Origin of the sequence: Bacillus sp. FSL K6-0069 (assembly GCF_038007785.1) — a bacterium.
Lineage (GTDB): Bacteria > Bacillota > Bacilli > Bacillales > Bacillaceae_G > Bacillus_A > Bacillus_A mobilis.
The window spans coordinates 1,169,431-1,188,398 of the sequence record NZ_JBBOXN010000001.1; the positions used below are offsets into that span (position 1 = coordinate 1,169,431).

The window sequence follows — 18,968 nt, forward strand, 5'->3', positions numbered from 1 at the left end:
AAACCTCCTTTTCAATAGGGAGGGTAAATATATTCCTGCTATATATTTATGACAAGGATGTCTTAAGAAGAACTAGTTGATGGTTTGATAGAAATAATTTGTCCTTTCGCCTGTAATGGGCGAAGGGGTTCTGTAAATCCGCCAGTATTAGAGAACTTAGATAGAGCTTTAATACTTCCAGCAGTACCAATTTGAAATACAGAAGAGGTTGTAATGCTATCAATTTTAATGCTGTTAATGATGATGCTTTGGTTTACGTAAAAATTCAATGCAATCGCCTCCTCTAAGTTGAACCAATTATCGCTTGATCAATTACATCGGAGTCATTAACAGTCGTTGCGCTTTGATAATTGTAGACAGAAACGTTATCTCCAACATTAAAAGAGCCGGCCCCGGCGAAAGCGCGTGAATAACTAATAGGCCTAATCGCAAATACATCTCCAATATGAAAAATACCACTTGATCCAATATTGACGATACGAATATGTCCGACCATAGCTGGCATACAAAACACCTTTCGTTTTTAAAATTTTCTTTTCTACTATTGTATGGGCGTTTTCAATAAAATGTGTGTTTTTTTGAAATAAAAGAAACACACGCGTTATTGCGTGTGTGTATCGAGTGTTTGATTAGGGTGAAAATCCGTATGTACATGCCAAATTGCATTTAAGAGCCTGTCCAGTTCTTGGCTACAATCTACTGTTTTTTGAGAAGTCATTCCATAGCGTTCAGCAAAATAAATCATTTTTTCACGTTTTTTTTCAATCGCTTGCTCAAACATTGAAATCGGCTCCATCTCTAAATGAAATTTTTAGTATATATGTAGTACATATTATACAAAAACCCCATAAAAAAGAAATGCTTTCGCTAAAAAAAGTAAATTTTCTACATTTTATGTCAAATGTAAAGGGGTAACAAATAGGATAGGAGAAGAATATTGTAAAAATTAGCGTGCATGAGAAGGTTTTTTTCTTACGGATGCGAATACAATTAAAGGGTAACTAACTGTTACGATTTATTTAACCAATTATAACCAAAGTTAATTAAATATATCAGTAAGCCCAGCTAGTCAAGTGATTGGCCAGTAGTGAGGTTTAACTGCAGGCAATCCCTAAAGCTGATTGAACTACAACGTGGCTAGAAATGGTAAGCGTGAATGTTGCGAGAGTAGAAAAATCAATCAGATGATTAAGGAGTTGACTTCTGATGATATTGGCGAAGAAAGTCAGACTGATTCCAACGCCTGAACAAGAAAAAGTGCTTAGAAATCATGCCGGTGCTGCAAGGTTCGCTTATAACTATTGTAAAAGAATGAGTGATAGATACTATAAGCTATTTGGAAAATCTGTTTCACAGTTAGCTTTACAAAAACGATTTACAAAGATCAAGAAGCGAAAGAGATATGAGTGGTTAAAAGACATCAATGCACAAGTTCCCAAACAGGCTTCAAAAGATTTTGATACGGCGAGAAAACATTCGTTCAAAAAGTACAAAAATGGTTATCACACTTCTTATAAATCCAAAAAAGATGTAATCCAAGGATTTTATGCCAATTATGAAAGACTGATTATGGGAAAGAAAGTAGTTCATATTCAGTCTATTGGAGAAGTGAAAACAAGCCAACAACTACCAAGAAATAAAAAACCATCCAATCCAAGAGTTACCTTTGATGGTCGTCACTGGTGGATTAGTGTAGGGTTCCAAGAAGACTTTGAATCACAAGAACTAACGAAAGAGTCGATTGGTGTGGATGTTGGTTTAAAAGAGCTGTTTGTAGCTTCTAATGGTACGAAAGAACGAAATATAAACAAAGATGCTAAGGTTAAAAAACTTTTGAAAAGGAAAAAGTCAGCACAAAGAGATATGTCTAGGAGATTTAAAAAAGGTGTAAAAATTCAATCTGCCGGATATGAAAAAGCGAAAGCTGAGCACCTGCGGTTATCTAGGAAAATTATGAATATCCGAAATAACCATATCCATCAAGCAACAGCTAACTTGGTGAAAACCAAACCAATGAGGATTGTTGTGGAAGACTTATCTATCTCAAACCTGTTAAAAAACAAAAAACTATCGAAAGCATTTTCATTTCAAAAATTAAACTTCTTCTTTCAATGTTTATCATACAAGTGCGAGAAGTACGGCATTGAATATGTAAAGGCTGATAAATGGTTCGCTTCAAGCAAGATTTGCTCATGTTGCGGAGTTAAATATGACCATTCAGTTCAACCAGAAGGACAGTGGAGTTTAAAGATTCGTGAATGGTGTTGTGCTTCGTGCAATAGCGATCACGATAGGGATGTAAATGCTGCGATAAATTTATCAAGATGGGTAAAATTAAATGCTTGATAATAGGAGGTAACGATACTGCCTCGTGTGGAGTGTAATACCCCTCGTCCCTTTGGGGCTGCGAGAACACGATGAAGCACTAACTTGTGTAAATTTGATTGAATTGTATAGATTTAGTTAAATTTATCGTATCGGTATGAGTTTTAGGATGGAGAGTGGAAATATTGCGTTTGGTAACGGCAAAAAAAGATGAAAAGGTATTTGTAGGTATTGTGGATGAAGAAGAAAAAAAGGTATTGCACTTAAGAGAAGCACAAAGGCAAAAGGGGGAAAAGGTTACAATCCCCATTACAATGCTAGAGTATATTGAAAGAGGGACCACATGCTTTGAGAAAGTATGTGAAATTGTAAATTGGGCAAAAGAGCATGGAGAAACCGCGTATTATCCGTTAACTGAGGTGAAAATATTAGCACCGATTCCAAGACCAAGGAAGAATATTCTTTGCGTTGGAAAAAACTATCGTGAGCATGCGATAGAAATGGGCGGAGTAGAATCCATTCCGGAAAATATAATGATCTTTACGAAAGCGCCAACGACAGTTATTGGCATGGATGAAAAAATTAATAGTCATCCCCACGCAACGAATGAACTAGACTATGAAGGAGAACTAGCTATCATTATCGGTAAGCGAGGGAAACAAATAAAAAAAGAAAAAGCGCTTGAGCATGTGTTTGGTTACACCATTATAAATGATATAACTGCTCGCGACATTCAAAGGAAGCATAAACAATTTTTCCTTGGAAAAAGTTTCGATACATTTTGTCCGATGGGACCGTATCTAATTCATAAATCAATGATTGAAACGCCAAATGCGTTACACATTGAAACGGTAGTAAACGGGGAAGTAAGGCAAACTTCAAATACAAATAAAATGATTTTTTCAATAGAAGAAATTATTTCAACGATAAGTAAAGGCATGACGTTAGAACCAGGAGATATTATCGCAACAGGAACGCCGGCTGGAGTCGGAAAAGGTTTCACACCACCGAAGTTTTTGCATGCTGGTGATGAAGTTGTCATTACAGTAGAAGGAATTGGTACTTTGCGAAATGTAGTGAAATGAAAAAAGAGCTATCTTATCGAAGATAGCTCTTTTTTATGGTCTTGGGTTATAGAGGTAATCAATAATAGAAAAAATGTAAAGACCAATGAATGCAAGTGTACAAATGCCAAATAGTATAACGGTAAGTGCACTTTTTTCTCGTCCAAAACCAATGATGGTAAGAATAACAGCAGTCCAAAATGATGCTTTCAGTAGTGTGAATGTAGTAGAAGTTGAGTAGTTAATAAGCAATGTTGTGGAAAGTAGGAAGCCAAAGAATGTAACTAAAATAAAAGATGTCGCCAAATAGTTAATGTGTTTGCCGTACCTTAATAACATATCGAATCTCCTTTACAATTTTAAAAGGCAGAAAATTACAACTTTATTTTAGTATAAATCAATATAAAAAGAAAGAGGTTGTCCCAACATGTAGGACAACCTCTCTATTATTACGATAATACCGCTTTAATTTTTTGGAATGCCCACTCTAAATCTTCTTCAGAGATTACTAGAGGTGGTGCGATACGAATCACATTTTCGTGTGTTTCTTTACATAATAGACCAGCTGCTTTTAGTTGTTCACAGTAAGGACGAGCTGGCTCGTTTAATTCGATACCGATGAATAAACCTTTACCACGAACTTCAGTGATCATTGGGTTATCAATCTCTTTTAATTGCCCAACTAATTTTTCACCTAATTGAAGAGAACGCTCTGTTAATTTTTCTTCTTCTAACACTTCAAGAGCTGCGATAGAAACAGCACATGCAAGTGGGTTACCACCGAATGTAGAACCGTGAGAACCTGGCTCGAATACGCCTAAAATGTCGCGGTTTGCTGCTACGCAAGAGATTGGGAATACGCCGCCGCCAAGTGCTTTACCAAGTATGTACATGTCAGGAGTTACATTGTCCCAATCACAAGCAAATACTTTACCAGTACGGCCTAAACCTGTTTGGATTTCATCTGCTACAAATAAAACGTTTTCTTTTTTACATACTTCAAGAGCTTCTTTTAAGTAACCAGCTGGTGGGATGTTAATTCCTGCTTCACCTTGGATAGGCTCTAAAATGAATGCAGCTGTATTTGGTGTAATAGCAGCTTTTAACGCTTCTAAATCACCGTAAGGAATTACGATAATGCCAGGAAGCATTGGACCGAATCCACGCTTGTACTCTTCGTTTGAAGACATAGAAACAGCACCCATTGTACGGCCGTGGAAGTTATCTTCACAAACGATAATTTCAGCACGATTTGCTTCTACTTTCTTCACATCATAAGCCCAGCGGCGAGCTGTTTTAATTGCAGTTTCAACAGCTTCTGCACCTGTATTCATTGGAAGTACCATTTCTTTATTAGTTAGTTTCGCAACTTTTTCGTACCAAGGACCCAATTGATCGCTATGGAAAGCACGAGAAGTTAACGTAACACGATTAGCTTGGTCAATTAAAGCGTTAATAATTTTTGGGTGACGATGACCTTGGTTTACTGCAGAATATGCACTTAATAAGTCCATATAGCGGTTTCCTTCAGGATCTTCTACCCAAACGCCTTCTGCTTTAGAAATAACGATTGGAAGTGGGTGATAGTTATTTGCCCCGTATGTGTCTGTAAGTTCGATAATATCCTTAGTTTGAATCATGATTGTTCCCCCTTTTGTTATTACAAGAAGTTTGTAAATACTCTAAATATTATATCATTTAAATGTAAAAAAGCGAAACATTTCCTGAAAATAAATGAACATGTTATCATATAGAGTGAAAAAGTGTGAAAAGAGGAGGTAAGGGATACGATGGTACATATGCATATTACAGCATGGGCGTTAGGTTTAATTTTATTCTTCGTTGCGTATTCACTTTATTCAGCAGGGAGAAAAGGTAAAGGTGTACATATGGGGCTTCGTCTAGTGTATATCTTCATTATTGTGACAGGATTCATGTTGTACATGAGTATTGTGAAGACAGCAACAGGTAGCATGCACATGTGGTACGGCATGAAAATGTTAGCTGGTATTTTAGTTATCGGTGGAATGGAAATGGTTCTTGTAAAAATGAGCAAAAACAAACCAACAGGGGCGGTTTGGGGCTTATTTATTGTTGCGTTAGTAGCGGTAATATACTTAGGACTAAAATTACCACTTGGCTGGTACGTATTTAAATAAAAATAAAACCACCTTATAATCTCAAATATTTGGGAGATAAGGTGGTTTTTTTATTTTATGTCGCATCGATATGCAACTCTTCTCCGTTTGCTTTCGTAAAACGAAACATGTTTTTATTTGACGTAGCGTGACGAACGAAAGGATGCTGCAATGTACAAATCATTTCTTCGTTATCGAACAAAAGAATATTTACTCCTTCGCGCGTTTCCTCTTTCGGTAAGAAAGATAAATAATTATGACAATACATGCAATCATATAAAGAGTAGTGAAGGGATTGTAATGATTCCGTTAATAACGTAAAGACAGAGTCAGGTAATTCCTCAAGCCATTCTGTATAGCTAAGAAGTAATTTCTTTCGAATTCGTATCATTTCCCCGTTTTGCAGGTGGTGCTGTTCGTTTGCAATTTGTAATACATCTTGTTCATAGAAACGAGCTGGTAGCCAGTTGTTGTTATATAAAATCTCAAAACCATCTTCGGCAATATCTTCTAATAAAAATGCTTCATCATTTTCATCATCAAAGAATACCCATTCATTGTTTATATATTCTACATTACCGACTGTATGAGCGCGAGGCTGGTTATATAAAATATGGTTACGTTGTATCATACACGATTTCTCCTTTATGAAAAGTAGTTATTTCTGTTATAGACAGTTCGTGCATTCTTTATAACTAGACACATCTAGACATAGGTGGGCATACAATAAAACACGTTTTACTGAGTGAAAATGCTATTCCATATGTGGATAGTAGGTTATCGTCAAGTTTTTCGTTTTTTTTGATCCGCACCTTGTAGGGTGGGGATTACTGCTCGTTTAGGAAAAGAAATAGGATGGAAGGATGATTTATATGTGCGGGATTACAGGATGGGTGGATTATAAACGCTCATTAGAAGGAGAACGGGACGTCGTTACGAAGATGGCTGAGACGTTAGCAAAACGTGGCCCAGATGATAATAAAGTTTGGATTAAAGGCAATGTAGCATTTGGGCATAAACGGTTAATCGTTGTGGACCCTGAGGGCGGGAAACAACCGATGACTTGTTTAAAAGATGAAACGAATTATGCAATTTGTTATAACGGTGAACTGTATAACACAGAGGATATTCGAAAGGAATTATTAAGAAGAGGATATACGTTCAAAGGGCATTCTGATACGGAGGTGCTATTAGCGTCGTATATGGAATGGAAAGAAGAATGTGTCGATCATTTAAACGGTATATATGCGTTTGCCGTATGGGATGAACAGAAAGAACAAGTATTTATTGCGCGAGATCGATTAGGTGTAAAACCGCTATTTTATAAATACGATAGTGGACGATTACTATTTGGTTCAGAGTTGAAAGCGATACTGGCTCATCCAGATGTGAAGGCGGAAGTAACGTTAGAAGGGTTATCCGAAATATTCGGTCTTGGACCATCTAGAACGCCTGGTCATGGTATTTATGCTGGTATAAAAGAATTACGTCCAGGTCATGCGATGACATTTTCAAAGAACGGTTTATGTATATGGAGATATTGGAATGTGGAAAGTAAAAAACATGAAGACTCCTTTGAAGAAACAGTAGAGAAAACGCGCTTTTTATTACAAGATGCGATTACAAGGCAGCTCGTTTCTGATGTACCACTATGCACTTTTCTATCAGGCGGTGTAGATTCGAGCGCTATTACAGCAATTGCTGCGAAAGAATATGCAAGGTCAGGAAAAGGGCAATTACACACATATTCTGTTGATTATGAAGATAATGATAAATACTTTAAAGCGAATGCGTTTCAGCCCAATTCAGATGCGCCATTTATTCATTTGATGACGGAGACGTTTCAAACAATCCACCATCGTTGCGTCATTTCAAATGAACAATTAGCACAGTATTTAACAGAAGCAGTACTCGTTCGTGATTTGCCTGGTATGGCAGATATCGATTCGTCATTATTATGGTTTTGCCGTGAAATTAAACAAGATTTTGTCGTCGGTTTATCTGGGGAATGCGCAGATGAAATATTTGGTGGTTATCCGTGGTTTTATAGAGAAGATGATTTACAATCGAGTGCCTTTCCGTGGATGCGCTCTACAGAAGCACGTGAACAACTGCTAAAGAAAGAATGGAGAAATAAATTAAATTTACAACAATATGTACAGCAGCGTTATGAAGAATCCATTCAAGAAGTTCCTATTTTAGAGGGAGAAAGCCCAATTGAAGCGAAGAGACGACAACTATTTTACTTGAACATGGTATGGTTTATGACAACATTATTAGACAGAAAAGACCGTATGAGTATGGGGGCAAGCTTAGAAGTACGCGTTCCATTTGCGGATCACCGACTTGTCGAATATGCGTGGAATATTCCTTGGGAAATGAAAATGTATAAAAACCGCGAAAAAGGTCTATTGCGTAAAGCGTTAGAAGGGTTACTTCCAAATGACATCTTATATAGAAAGAAGAGCCCATATCCGAAAACGCATAATCCGCACTATACGAAAGCAGTAACAGTATGGCTACAAGATTTATTAACGGATAAAGGATCAATTTTGCACGAGTTATTTGATAAAGAGCAATTGAGCGGCTTGATTGAGTCAGGTGGCAGTGCATTTCAATCGCCTTGGTTCGGTCAATTAATGACTGGGCCTCAGCTTTTAGCTCATTTAGCGCAAATTCACGTTTGGTTTAAAGAATATGGGGTAAATATTAAGGAATAGAAGAAAAGCGACTTACTTTTATGTAAGTCGCTTTTTATTAAATAAAGTGTCAAATAAAATTCAAAATTATATTAGAAATAATACTTATTTATAATAATTATTTTGACGTACTTATTATTAATTGTTATAATTGGAAACAAATGTTCTTGAAAAAGATTCTCATTTATCCCGCTTTAATGGGCAGTAAGACCCCCATCTCAAAATGCAGCGAAAGCAAAGAATTTAGGTGGGGGTCGGGCTGTCCATTAAAGTCCGATTGGTTCAACTAATAATCAGTGGGGGATGAAGACCCCCCACACTGATTAAAGTTTCACTTTATAAAATTGAGGTGTTATATAGATGACAAAGAAAAAAATAGGTTTACTCGTAATGGCGTATGGAACGCCCGAATCATTAGATGATGTAGAAGCGTACTATACACATATTCGCCACGGGCGTAAGCCTTCAGAAGAAGCACTCCAAGACTTAATCGGGCGCTATAAAGCGATTGGTGGAATTTCGCCACTTGCAAAAATTACGAAAGAGCAGGCGCATAAATTAACAGATTCAATGAATAATATATTTACAGAGTATGAATTTACTTGTTATTTAGGATTAAAACATATAGCTCCATTTATAGAAGATGCAGTTGAAGAGATGGAGCGTGATGGAATTGAGCAGGCGATTAGTATCGTATTAGCACCGCATTATTCTACATTTAGTATTAAAGCGTATAATGACCGTGCTATTCGTCTTTCGGAAGAAATCGGTGGTCCTTTTATTGAACCGATTGAACAATGGTACGATGAACCGAAATTTATTTCGTATTGGGCAGAGCAAATAAAAGAAACATTTACAAAGATTGAAAACAAAGAAAAAGCTGTGGTAATTTTTTCAGCACATAGTTTACCAGAGAAAATTATTGCAGCAGGAGACCCTTATGTGGAGCAATTGCAACATACAGCGGATTTAATCGCAGCAGCTGCAAATATTCAAAACTATACAATTGGTTGGCAAAGTGCCGGAAATACAACGGATCCATGGATTGGACCGGATGTACAAGATTTAACGAGAGATTTATTTGAAGAGCATGGATATGAATCTTTCATATATTGCCCAGTAGGCTTTGTGGCAGAGCATTTAGAAGTTTTATATGACAATGATTATGAATGTAAAGTTGTAACTGATGAATTAAACGTGGCATATTTTAGACCAAATATGCCAAATTCACAACCTGTATTCATCGATTGCTTAGCTGAAATTGTTTCCAAGAAAATGAAGGAAATAGTTGACAAGAACTTAGTTTTGAATAATAATTAGTTTATAATAATTTTAAATAAATAATAATTCCTAAAAGATAAAGAGGAGGATCCCCCTGATGAATCCAAATAATCGCTTAACAACAAACCAAGGTGCTCCGGTTGGAGATAACCAAAATTCTCGTACGGCTGGTCGCCGTGGACCGGTATTATTAGAAGACTATCATTTAGTAGAAAAACTGGCGCACTTTGATCGTGAACGTATTCCAGAACGCGTTGTACATGCACGTGGTGCAGGTGCTCACGGTGTATTCGTAACGAAAAACAGCATGAAGCAATATACAAAGGCAGCATTTTTACAAAATGAAGGAACTGAAACGCCTGTATTTGTTCGTTTCTCAACGGTTATTCATGGTCAAGGTTCTCCAGAAACAGCTCGTGACCCACGCGGATTCGCTGTTAAATTTTATACAGAAGAAGGAAATTACGATATTGTAGGTAACCATTTACCGGTCTTCTTCATTCGTGATGCAATTAAATTCCCTGATATGGTGCATTCTTTAAAACCAGCACCTGATACAAATATTCAAACGCCAGATCGTTACTGGGATTTCATGACGTTAAGTCCAGAATCTACACATATGATGACATGGGTGTTCTCTGATTACGGTACGCCAGCAAGCTATCGCGAAATGGAAGGTTTCGGTGTCCATTCATTTAAATGGATTAATGCAGAAGGTAAAATCGTCTACATTAAATATCACTGGAAACCACAGCAAAGTGTACGTAACTTAAGCGCAAAAGAAGTGCAAGAAGTACAAGGAAAAGACTTCAACCATGCAACTCGTGACTTGTTCGATGCAATCGAAAAAGGAAATTATCCGAAGTGGGATTTACACGTACAAGTGATGCAACTAGAAGAAACGGATTCTTTAGATTTCGATCCATTAGATCCGACGAAAGTTTGGCCAGAAGATCGCTTCCCATTAATTGAAGTAGGGACAATGACGTTAAATCGTAACCCGAAAAACTTCTTCGCAGAAGTAGAACAAGTGGCGTTCTCTCCAAGTGCAACTGTAAATGGTATTGAACCATCTGAAGATAAATTATTGCAAGGTCGTTTATTCTCTTATCCAGATACACAGCGTTACCGTCTTGGAGCAAATTATTTACAAATTCCAGTAAACTGCCCGTACGCAGCTGTTCATAATCAACAACGTGATGGTGCGATGCAAATGAATCAAAATCCATCTACAATTAACTACGAACCGAGCCGTCATACTGAAAATCCAGTTGAAGACCCGACTTACCGCGATTCAACTATGAAAGTAGAAGGCTACGTATCTCGTGAAAAAATTGACAAACCAAATGATTTCAAACAAGCAGGTGAGCGTTACCGTTCATTCTCTAAAGAAGAGCAAGATAACTTAATTGCAAACTTAACAAATGACTTAAAAGACGTAAATGAGCGCACGAAATTACTAGCTGTTTGTAACTTCTTCCGTGCAGATCAAGAGTACGGAATGCGTTTAGCGCAGTCTTTAAATGTTGATATTACGCAATATGTAGGGAATGCTCCGAAATAAATAGGAAAAGACGACTGTTTAACAGTCGTCTTTTTTGTGTAAAAGATGTTTTACATGCGGAGCGAAAGATGTTAAATTGTTATCAAATAAGTTTTACATATAAGAGGTGTATTTTGATGGATGTTTTGATTTTTATTATTGCGTTAAGCGTCTTTTTATTTGTAGTGTTTGCTATTATAAAAATGTTTATAGCAATTGGGAAACAAGGTGATGAGCGTGCTACGTTTATAAAAAATAAAGCGATGGCTGAGACGTTTCAAATTGCGATGGGGCTAATGGTACTTGAGATGATCCCGTTTATTTATCATCGTTTTAATGAAACGGTAGGAACGCCGTTTAATCCAGTTCGCTTTTTAGCTGTAATAGCGATTGCATTTCTTATTATTTTAAGTACGAATAAAAGAAAGTACGGCGATTCGTAAGTTACGCCGGGGCAGGGTATTTTTCGGGTTCATTATGTCGGAATTTGTTGATAAATCGATATGTTGTGTCGAAGCGTCGATATATTGAAAAAATCGTTGATATATCCGGAGAATCGCCGATATATTCACTGTAATACTAGGTGGGGTATACCGCCAACAAGTACAATAAAAAGAGATGCAATCTACTACCAATAGATTGCATCTCTTTTTTTAGTTCACCCGCTCCGTATACTCATAAGCTTTCTCCCCGTGCATCGAAATATCAAGTCCCATATGTTCTTCGTGTTCGTCTACCCGAACAGGGAGGAAGAAGTTGATTGCTTTAATAATGGCATACGTCATGATGATCGTGAATGCATATGTTGCGCCGATTGCTACAAGTTGTTTAAACAGTAAAGCCGCGTTTCCGTAAAATAATCCGTTAGCGCCATCACTGTTTACCGTAGTAGTTGCAAATAGTCCTGTCGCAATGCCACCCCAAGTTCCGCCGATGCCGTGGCATCCGAATGCATCAAGTGTATCATCGTATCCGAATTTTGTTTTTAAGAAAAAGACTGCTCCGAAGCATAATACGCCGCCAATTGCTCCGATAAGAAGAGCTGAGAAAGGTGTAACGAACCCGCAAGCTGGTGTAATAGCGACTAGACCGGAAACAACTCCGCAAGCAGCTCCCATCGCAGTCGGTTTTGATTGGAAGAACCATTCTGAAAGCATCCAAGTTAATGCGGAGGCAGCTGCGGCTATATTTGTATTAATAAATGCGGTTAAAGCTACATCATTTAAAGATAATGCACTTCCGACGTTAAAACCGAACCAGCCGAACCATAGTAAGCCTGCGCCTAACATCGTAAATGGTAAATGGTGAGGAGACGAACCGTTTATGTTTTTTCGTTTTCCGAGAAAAATAGCTAATACAAGGCCAGCCACGCCAGATGTAATATGAACGACATTACCACCAGCGAAGTCTAACGCGCCAAGCTCTCTAAGCCACCCGCCAACGCCCCATACCCAATGAGCGACAGGATTGTAAACGATTGTTGTCCATAGAAGGATGAAAATAAGGAAAGCGGAAAATCGCATTCTTTCGGCGAATGCACCTGAAATTAAAGCAGGAGTTAAAATGGCGAACATGAGTTGGAACATCATAAATAAGTTGTGAGGAATAGTAGATGAGTAGTCTGGATTTGGTGCGTAGGTAACGCCGTTTAAACCGAACCAATCGAGTGTACCGATAAGTCCGTGCCAATCTGGTCCGAATGATAAAGAATAGCCGATCACAATCCACTGAATCGAAACGATAGCCATTGCGCTATAACTATGCATTGTCGTACTGAGTACGTTTTTACTGCGAACCATGCCCCCATAAAAAAGTGCCAATCCTGGTGTCATTAACATGACCATTACTGTCGTTACAAACATAAAAACCGTATCTCCTGTATTCATTCTCTCTCCTCCTATAATGTTAGAAAAAATAACATCAACTTGTTATGTTTTATATCATATTCGAAATGAAACGTAAAATCAACTAAAAATTCAGAAAACTTTATACTTCATGTCAGGAAATCTGACATGAAGTATTTTACGGAGAAAGAAATCAACGTATGCGATTCGTCCGAATAATTGGTATAATATTCTTACAATTAAAAAACATGGGGGATGCGTGTGAGGAAAATACGGACTAGGAAACTATTCATTTGTTTTTGTTTAGCTGTCGTTTTGTTTGTACCAATACATACGTTTGCGGATGAAAAAAGAGAGTGGCGAGACGAAGTTATCTATTCCATTATGATTGATCGCTTCAATAATGGAGAACCGAAAAATGACAAACAGTTAGAAGTTGGCAATTTGGAAGGATATCAGGGTGGAGATATAAGAGGGATTATAAAAAGACTGGATTACATAAAAGAAATGGGCTTTACCGCTGTTATGCTTTCTCCGCTTTTTGAAAGTGGAACGTATGATGGGTTAGATGTGCGTAATTTTCAAAAGGTAAATGAACATTTCGGAACAGAAAATGATGTGAAAGAACTTGTACAAAAAGCGCACGCAAAAGGAATGAAAGTTGTACTTCAATTTCCACTTGGGGAAAATGAACAACAAGTCATCGAGGCGATGAAATGGTGGGCTAAAGAAGTTGATTTGGATGGAAGTTATGTGATACATAGTGAAAAAAAGTCGGATGCTTTTTGGGATGGCGTACAAAAAGACATGCAAGCGATAAAGAAAGATTTTCGTATTATGACAGAGGGAGATAGTGAGTATAACAAAAAAATAGTAGAATCGTTTTCGAAAGCGGATGTATCGGTGAAACCTTTATATGATGTGAGTAAAAAAGACGGGGAATCAATTATATTTTTAGATAATCAAGATACAAAAAGATATGCTCGTATTGCAAAAGAGCATATGAATTATCCGCCATCTCGTTTGAAACTAGCTCTCACATATTTATTAACATCACCGGGTATTCCGAATTTTTATTACGGGACTGAAATTGCATTAGATGGAGGAGATACTCCGGATAATAGACGATTAATGGATTTCAAATCAGATGAAAAATTTATGCAGCACATAACGAAACTGGGTGAACTTAGACAAACGAGATCATCTCTACGACGCGGTACGTTTGAACTTTTGTATGATAAAGATGGAATGAGTATACTAAAACGAAAGTATAAAGATGAAGTCACATTAGTAGCGATTAATAATACGAAAGAAACACAAAAAGTGGCTGTACCTGTAAGTACGATTGGTGAAAAACAAGAATTAAGAGGATTGTTAGAAGATGAAATTATAAGAGAAGAAAACGGAAAGTTTTATCTCGTTTTAAAGCGTGAAGAATCAAATGTGTATAAAGTTAACGGGGAAACAGGCGTGAATTGGTTATTTATCTCCTTAATAGTCGGTGTGAATGTATTATTTATTGCGTTTTTAGTTGCGGTTAAAAAGAGACGGAAATGAGTATCGGATGTGTTGTTCTTAATAAGTACGAAAATAGGCTAAGGAGAAGATTGTCTCCCTAGCCTGTTTTTGTGTGGAGTGAAACCCTCTCCTCGAAATTCAGTTGAGCAAAGAAGTGAAAAGACATTGAGAACAAACAATAATTGCAACTATACTGATTTTACATTACATTACATTAAAGGGTGAAAAATATTCTGATACTCATTGAGGGCTATATTTGAGGAGGAACAATGGAATTTTACGATTTGGGTATTACCATTAAAGAACTTAGAATGAAAAAGAATATATCACAATCTGAATTGTGTCATGGAATATGTTCACAAAGTCAAATTAGTAAAATAGAAAAAGGTATGATTTATCCATCTAGTATATTGTTATATCAGTTATCTGAAAGACTTGGTATTGATCCAAATAATATTTTCGCACTAACTCAAAACAAAAAACTAAAATATGTAGAAAATGTAAAGTATGTAATGAGAGATTGTACAAAACAAAAACAATATAATGAACTTTACGAAATAGTGAAACAAGAGAAAAACGAAAATAATTTCCAGTTAAAAGAAGATAAACAATTTCTAATATGGCATGAAGCAATTGCTATATTTTATGTAAATAAATCAATAAAAACTGCTTTAAATCTTTTACATAGTGCGTTAAAACTAACTGTAACGAATGGTAATTTTTTATCAGAAAGAGAAATAGATATTATGCAGTCAATGGCTATATTTCATTGGGCAAATAAAGAATATGAAAAGAGTATTACTATATTAAGAAGATGTTTAACTAATTTTAATAAGTTAGATTTTCCTAGGGATAAAGAGATTAAATTAAAAATTATTTTTAATTTAGCAAAAATTTTAGGTCATGCAAATCAACATGAAGAGGCAATAAAATACAATGATATGGGTATTACATTAGCTATTAATTTAAACACTTTATATTTATTAGGTGAATTATATTATGGAAAAGCTTGGAACATGCTAAAACAAAAACAATATAATGAAGAAGATGTAGCTGATAACATGAAAAAAGCATTATTTATATTTGAACTAACAGAAAAAGAAAATCTAATAAAAATAGTTAAAGAAAATTATTTTGAAAATCAAAATAAAAAAATTACTCATAATTTCTGATGAACATCGTATTATTTTCTATAAAAAAAGGCATCTTATGGTGTCTTTTTTTATGACTTATACTATTAAATTGCATTATATATGTTTCTTATACCAAGCTTTGTTGATGTATTTACACTTCGCAGGTGTTGAAGTTTTAGACTTATCATTAAGCGTATCCATATTATTAGAACATCCTGCAATATGTAGGCAGAATGTAGTTAATAAAAAACATAGTATTAATTTCTTCAAATAACCACTTCTAACTCTTTTTTAATTAACATTTTTTCATAAAATAAATTCCTTACTAATTTTACATCACATGAAAGGGTGGAAAATATTCTTATACTCATAAATTGTTACATTTGAGTGGGGCGGGAGGTTTTTTCCTCGATTTTCAAAAGGGCCTTCTTGATTTATGCATAATAATCAAATCCCCATTCTAATTATCCGATTGCGATGTAATATTCTCCCTACACGCTAAAAAGAAAAACATCCTCTACACAGAGGATGTTTTTCTTTTTAGCGGTAGTTAATGAACTGTACGTCAATCGGTAAGTCAGCGCTACGAACTGCTGCGATAACTGCTTGTAAGTCATCACGGCTTTTCGCTGTAACACGTACTTGGTCATCTTGTACTTGTGTTTTTACTTTTAATTTCATCTCTTTAATGATGTTGTTAATTTTTTTAGCGTTATCTTTATCGATACCTTGTTGAAGTGTTGCGCGTTGGCGAACAGTGTTACCAGTCGCAGCTTCAACTTTTCCGTAATCCAAGTTTTTAATTGGAACGTTACGCTTTACAAGTTTAGCAATTAGAACGTCTTTTACTTGGTCTAATTTGAACTCATCGTCAGAAGTTAAAACTAGTACTTCTTTTTCTAATTTAATATCACTTTTACTTCCTTTAAAGTCATATCGGTTTTGGATTTCCTTTAATGCGATGTTAATTGCGTTTGTTACTTCAGGTAATTCTACTTTCGAAACGATGTCAAAAGAACTCTCTTTTGCCATAGTTAGCACCTCCAAATAAATTTCTAATCTTTTTATGTACTGTACATACTAAAGTATAGCTGAAAACGAGCTTAGACTTAAGTGTTTTCATACTTATAATCATGTAACCTCATTTTATTATAGTGAATTTTGGGCAGTTGGACAAATAAAGGGGAAATCGTGTTATAATTAACTTTTGTTTGGAATGATAAAAAAGATAATTTTATCCCGCATTAACGGGCATTCAGTTAGAGCAAAGAAGTTAAGTGGGAGATCCACTGCCGTAAACGCCCGATTGGTGAGGGTTGATAATCAGTGGGAAGGAACAAAACCCCCACTGATTAAAGTTTCACTTTATATAGAGAAGGGAATTAAAAAATATGTATTTACAATTAGGAGCGATTGAACAGGTAACTGTTTTACGCGAAACGGAAATCGGATATATGGTTGGGAATGAAGAAGAAGAAATTTTCCTACATAAAAACGAATTAGTTGGAGAAATTGAAGAAGGCGATAAGATTGATGTATTCTTATACCTTGATCATCAAAATCGTGTTTCAGCAACAATGAAGGAGCCACTTATTACGACTTTTGATTGGAACTGGGTAAAAGTTGTAGAAGTTATCCCTAGTTTAGGTGTGTTTGTTGATATTGGTGTATCAAAAGATATACTAATCCCAGCTGATGAGTTCCCGATTTACATGCCAGTATGGCCAGAGGTTGGAGACGAATTATATTGTACGTTAAAACTAACGAATCGTGATCGTCTTATTGCTCTTCCGGCAAGAGATAGTGATATGCAAGAAATTATCGTAGATGCGACACCATCTATGCGTAATAAAAACGTAAATGGACGTGTGTATCGTTCACTTCAAGTTGGTTCATTCATACTAACTGATGAGCATTTCCGTGCTTTCTTACACCATACTGAAAGAAAAGAACAAGTACGTATCGGTGAACGTGTAACGGGCCGTATTATTGACGTAAAAGATGATGGTACAATTAACATTTCACTTCTTCCTCGTAAAGAAGAAGGAATGGAAGATGATGCTGCTGTAATTTATGCATATATGGAAGAACGAGGCGGAGCAATGCCGTTTTGGGATAAGAGCCACCCAGAAGACATTAAAGAACGCTTCAACATGAGTAAAGCTGCATTTAAGCGCGCGCTTGGTAAGTTGATGAAAGAAGAAAAGATTTATCAAGAAGAAGGCTGGACGTACTTTAAGAAGTAAATGAAATAAAAAGCACCGTCTTATTTTGTCATAAAAAATAAGACGGTGCTTTTTTTAATTTCCTTGCTCATGCGCAAGAGTAAACGTATCTTCCAAGTCACTATCATTTATTTTAATATTTGCCTTTTTTAATTCCTTTTGTATTAATTTGTGACTGAATGTAGGGTCGGCCATACGTTCTGCTTCCAAGTTTTTACGGATGGAGTCTTTCACTTCATCGTAAGGTTGTAAATCTTTTTTACCAGTTAGTTTAATAATGTGATAGCCATTTGGTGATTTGACGGGTTCACTAATTTGGTCGATTTTTAGCTTGTAGGCAGTTGTTTCAAATTCAGGTGTCATTGTACCGGAATGGAAGTATCCAAGGTCTCCGCCTTTATCTTTTGATAGTAGATCTTGCGATTCTTGTTTTGCTAATTCTTCAAATGAAGCACCAGCATCTAATTTTTTCTTTATTTCTTTCGCTTCATTTTCGTCACTTACTAAAATGTGACTCGCTTTAATTTCTGGCTTATAGTGATCTTTCACGTCTTTTTCTGTAACACTTTTCTTAATCGCTTCATTCATAGCAAGTTTGAACTTGATTTGATTTTTGAAATCAGCTTCATCTTTTAAACGATTGTTTTCTAGTACAGTTGCGAATTGATCGCCATATTGCTTTTTCGCTTTTTGTACTTCTTTATTTACATCATCGTCAGATACTTTATATTTTTTCGTGATAACGTCTTGCGCCATCATTTCGTATAACATGTCTTTTCCGTAACGATCTTTCAACTGCTTTTCGAAGTCGCTCTTCGTAATGGCTGAGTCTGTTGCCGTAGCGACTGTAGCTGAGCTGTTTTTTTGTCCACAAGCAGCTAGCATTAATATACTTATTAGTGCAGTAATAATGAAAATGTGTTTCCCTCTCATGCCAACACCTCATCCGAATATGTTATCGCTATTGTAGAATATAGAAGTGAACATGAAGTGAATTTTCAATGTTTTTTCCTGTGAAATGTAAAAAAAGTACATCAACAATACTGTTGATGTACGATGGAATCAAAGGTGATCGGTCTTTTTAGAATAGGCACGTTTACCTTGCTGAATATTTTTTTGTTCTTGCTCATTTTTTTGCGTACGCTTTGCATTATTATCGCGTGCTTTTTTGTCGTTATCGCTCGTATGTGGCATATGT

Annotated in this window: 20 protein-coding genes; 10 read left to right on the forward strand and 10 right to left on the reverse strand. The window is 36.1% G+C overall.

Annotation, left to right across the window (positions count from 1 at the left end):
* Positions 1-62: 62 nt before the first annotated feature.
* From gerPB to MHB74_RS05985, 3 genes are all read right to left on the reverse strand, one after another.
* Entirely contained in the window at positions 63-269 is a 207-nt protein-coding gene (gene gerPB / locus MHB74_RS05975; protein WP_001012508.1) for a spore germination protein GerPB, read from the reverse strand.
* A 14-nt stretch (positions 270-283) separates the two neighbouring features.
* The gene (gene gerPA / locus MHB74_RS05980; RefSeq protein ID WP_001111187.1) at positions 284-505 is read right to left on the reverse strand and encodes a spore germination protein GerPA; all 222 of its coding nucleotides are present in this window, start codon (positions 503-505) and stop codon (positions 284-286) included.
* 96 nt (positions 506-601) lie between these two features.
* Positions 602-781, reverse strand: a complete 180-nt coding sequence (locus MHB74_RS05985) for an aspartyl-phosphate phosphatase Spo0E family protein (RefSeq protein ID WP_000462840.1) — start codon at positions 779-781, stop codon at positions 602-604.
* A gap of 425 nt (positions 782-1,206) precedes the next feature.
* Here MHB74_RS05985 and MHB74_RS05990 point away from each other — a divergent pair, with 425 nt between their 5' ends.
* Complete coding sequence (locus tag MHB74_RS05990; protein ID WP_340843961.1) at positions 1,207-2,346, forward strand: RNA-guided endonuclease InsQ/TnpB family protein; 1,140 nt, start codon at positions 1,207-1,209, stop codon at positions 2,344-2,346.
* A gap of 164 nt (positions 2,347-2,510) precedes the next feature.
* Complete coding sequence (locus MHB74_RS05995) at positions 2,511-3,410, forward strand: fumarylacetoacetate hydrolase family protein (RefSeq protein WP_061676283.1); 900 nt, start codon at positions 2,511-2,513, stop codon at positions 3,408-3,410.
* A 33-nt stretch (positions 3,411-3,443) separates the two neighbouring features.
* Here MHB74_RS05995 and MHB74_RS06000 read toward each other — a convergent pair whose 3' ends face one another.
* Entirely contained in the window at positions 3,444-3,728 is a 285-nt protein-coding gene (locus MHB74_RS06000) for a hypothetical protein (protein ID WP_060629921.1), read from the reverse strand.
* A gap of 110 nt (positions 3,729-3,838) precedes the next feature.
* Positions 3,839-5,029: an ornithine aminotransferase gene (gene rocD / locus MHB74_RS06005; protein WP_000616654.1), complete on the reverse strand. Its 1,191-nt coding sequence runs from the start codon at positions 5,027-5,029 to the stop codon at positions 3,839-3,841.
* A gap of 150 nt (positions 5,030-5,179) precedes the next feature.
* Here rocD and MHB74_RS06010 point away from each other — a divergent pair, with 150 nt between their 5' ends.
* Positions 5,180-5,548: a YisL family protein gene (locus MHB74_RS06010; protein ID WP_061676282.1), complete on the forward strand. Its 369-nt coding sequence runs from the start codon at positions 5,180-5,182 to the stop codon at positions 5,546-5,548.
* Between the two features lie 55 nt (positions 5,549-5,603).
* Here the strand turns inward: MHB74_RS06010 and MHB74_RS06015 are convergent, their stop codons facing one another.
* Positions 5,604-6,158: a DUF2777 domain-containing protein gene (locus MHB74_RS06015; RefSeq protein ID WP_061676281.1), complete on the reverse strand. Its 555-nt coding sequence runs from the start codon at positions 6,156-6,158 to the stop codon at positions 5,604-5,606.
* 241 nt (positions 6,159-6,399) lie between these two features.
* Here MHB74_RS06015 and asnB point away from each other — a divergent pair, with 241 nt between their 5' ends.
* From asnB to MHB74_RS06035, 4 genes are all read left to right on the forward strand, one after another.
* On the forward strand, positions 6,400-8,247 hold the full coding sequence (asnB, locus tag MHB74_RS06020) for an asparagine synthase (glutamine-hydrolyzing) (protein WP_061676280.1): 1,848 nt from the start codon (positions 6,400-6,402) through the stop codon (positions 8,245-8,247).
* Between the two features lie 339 nt (positions 8,248-8,586).
* Positions 8,587-9,546, forward strand: a complete 960-nt coding sequence (gene hemH / locus MHB74_RS06025; protein WP_061678711.1) for a ferrochelatase — start codon at positions 8,587-8,589, stop codon at positions 9,544-9,546.
* 58 nt (positions 9,547-9,604) lie between these two features.
* Positions 9,605-11,071 carry a catalase KatB gene (gene katB, locus MHB74_RS06030; protein WP_061678712.1) on the forward strand — a complete coding sequence of 489 codons (1,467 nt, stop codon included), beginning with the start codon at positions 9,605-9,607 and terminating at the stop codon, positions 11,069-11,071.
* Positions 11,072-11,187: 116 nt separating this feature from the next.
* A complete protein-coding gene (locus MHB74_RS06035) occupies positions 11,188-11,493 on the forward strand; it encodes a hypothetical protein (RefSeq protein WP_061678713.1) in 306 nt (101 codons plus the stop codon).
* A gap of 210 nt (positions 11,494-11,703) precedes the next feature.
* Here the strand turns inward: MHB74_RS06035 and MHB74_RS06040 are convergent, their stop codons facing one another.
* A complete protein-coding gene (locus MHB74_RS06040; protein ID WP_061678714.1) occupies positions 11,704-12,936 on the reverse strand; it encodes an ammonium transporter in 1,233 nt (410 codons plus the stop codon).
* A 213-nt stretch (positions 12,937-13,149) separates the two neighbouring features.
* Between MHB74_RS06040 and MHB74_RS06045 the strand changes: the two genes are divergently transcribed.
* Entirely contained in the window at positions 13,150-14,451 is a 1,302-nt protein-coding gene (locus MHB74_RS06045) for an alpha-amylase family glycosyl hydrolase (protein WP_061678715.1), read from the forward strand.
* Between the two features lie 230 nt (positions 14,452-14,681).
* The gene (locus MHB74_RS06050) at positions 14,682-15,584 is read left to right on the forward strand and encodes a helix-turn-helix domain-containing protein (RefSeq protein WP_061678716.1); all 903 of its coding nucleotides are present in this window, start codon (positions 14,682-14,684) and stop codon (positions 15,582-15,584) included.
* Between the two features lie 501 nt (positions 15,585-16,085).
* Here the strand turns inward: MHB74_RS06050 and MHB74_RS06055 are convergent.
* Positions 16,086-16,577 (reverse strand): YajQ family cyclic di-GMP-binding protein, encoded by a 492-nt coding sequence (locus MHB74_RS06055; protein ID WP_061678717.1) that lies wholly within the window; start codon positions 16,575-16,577, stop codon positions 16,086-16,088.
* 359 nt (positions 16,578-16,936) lie between these two features.
* On the opposite strand from MHB74_RS06055, the gene MHB74_RS06060 reads away from it, so the two are divergent.
* The gene (locus MHB74_RS06060; RefSeq protein WP_000281274.1) at positions 16,937-17,791 is read left to right on the forward strand and encodes a CvfB family protein; all 855 of its coding nucleotides are present in this window, start codon (positions 16,937-16,939) and stop codon (positions 17,789-17,791) included.
* 54 nt (positions 17,792-17,845) lie between these two features.
* Here MHB74_RS06060 and prsA read toward each other — a convergent pair whose 3' ends face one another.
* Together prsA and MHB74_RS06070 are read right to left on the reverse strand one after the other, a co-directional pair.
* The gene (gene prsA, locus MHB74_RS06065; protein WP_061678718.1) at positions 17,846-18,703 is read right to left on the reverse strand and encodes a peptidylprolyl isomerase PrsA; all 858 of its coding nucleotides are present in this window, start codon (positions 18,701-18,703) and stop codon (positions 17,846-17,848) included.
* Between the two features lie 129 nt (positions 18,704-18,832).
* Entirely contained in the window at positions 18,833-18,964 is a 132-nt protein-coding gene (locus MHB74_RS06070) for a DUF3941 domain-containing protein (RefSeq protein ID WP_001120851.1), read from the reverse strand.
* Positions 18,965-18,968: the final 4 nt, after the last annotated feature.

Coding starts and splice junctions, on each gene's coding strand:
- MHB74_RS06045 (WP_061678715.1), top strand. CDS start 13,150: ATGCGTGTGAGGAAAATACGGACTAGGAAACTATTCATTTGTTTTTGT.
- MHB74_RS06015 (WP_061676281.1), bottom strand. CDS start 6,158: ATGATACAACGTAACCATATTTTATATAACCAGCCTCGCGCTCATACA.
- MHB74_RS06000 (WP_060629921.1), bottom strand. CDS start 3,728: ATGTTATTAAGGTACGGCAAACACATTAACTATTTGGCGACATCTTTT.
- MHB74_RS05985 (WP_000462840.1), bottom strand. CDS start 781: ATGTTTGAGCAAGCGATTGAAAAAAAACGTGAAAAAATGATTTATTTT.
- MHB74_RS05990 (WP_340843961.1), top strand. CDS start 1,207: ATGATATTGGCGAAGAAAGTCAGACTGATTCCAACGCCTGAACAAGAA.
- MHB74_RS06070 (WP_001120851.1), bottom strand. CDS start 18,964: ATGCCACATACGAGCGATAACGACAAAAAAGCACGCGATAATAATGCA.
- MHB74_RS06010 (WP_061676282.1), top strand. CDS start 5,180: ATGGTACATATGCATATTACAGCATGGGCGTTAGGTTTAATTTTATTC.
- MHB74_RS06050 (WP_061678716.1), top strand. CDS start 14,682: ATGGAATTTTACGATTTGGGTATTACCATTAAAGAACTTAGAATGAAA.
- prsA (WP_061678718.1), bottom strand. CDS start 18,703: ATGAGAGGGAAACACATTTTCATTATTACTGCACTAATAAGTATATTA.
- MHB74_RS06055 (WP_061678717.1), bottom strand. CDS start 16,577: ATGGCAAAAGAGAGTTCTTTTGACATCGTTTCGAAAGTAGAATTACCT.
- MHB74_RS06035 (WP_061678713.1), top strand. CDS start 11,188: ATGGATGTTTTGATTTTTATTATTGCGTTAAGCGTCTTTTTATTTGTA.
- rocD (WP_000616654.1), bottom strand. CDS start 5,029: ATGATTCAAACTAAGGATATTATCGAACTTACAGACACATACGGGGCA.
- asnB (WP_061676280.1), top strand. CDS start 6,400: ATGTGCGGGATTACAGGATGGGTGGATTATAAACGCTCATTAGAAGGA.
- MHB74_RS06040 (WP_061678714.1), bottom strand. CDS start 12,936: ATGAATACAGGAGATACGGTTTTTATGTTTGTAACGACAGTAATGGTC.
- katB (WP_061678712.1), top strand. CDS start 9,605: ATGAATCCAAATAATCGCTTAACAACAAACCAAGGTGCTCCGGTTGGA.
- MHB74_RS06060 (WP_000281274.1), top strand. CDS start 16,937: ATGTATTTACAATTAGGAGCGATTGAACAGGTAACTGTTTTACGCGAA.
- hemH (WP_061678711.1), top strand. CDS start 8,587: ATGACAAAGAAAAAAATAGGTTTACTCGTAATGGCGTATGGAACGCCC.
- gerPA (WP_001111187.1), bottom strand. CDS start 505: ATGCCAGCTATGGTCGGACATATTCGTATCGTCAATATTGGATCAAGT.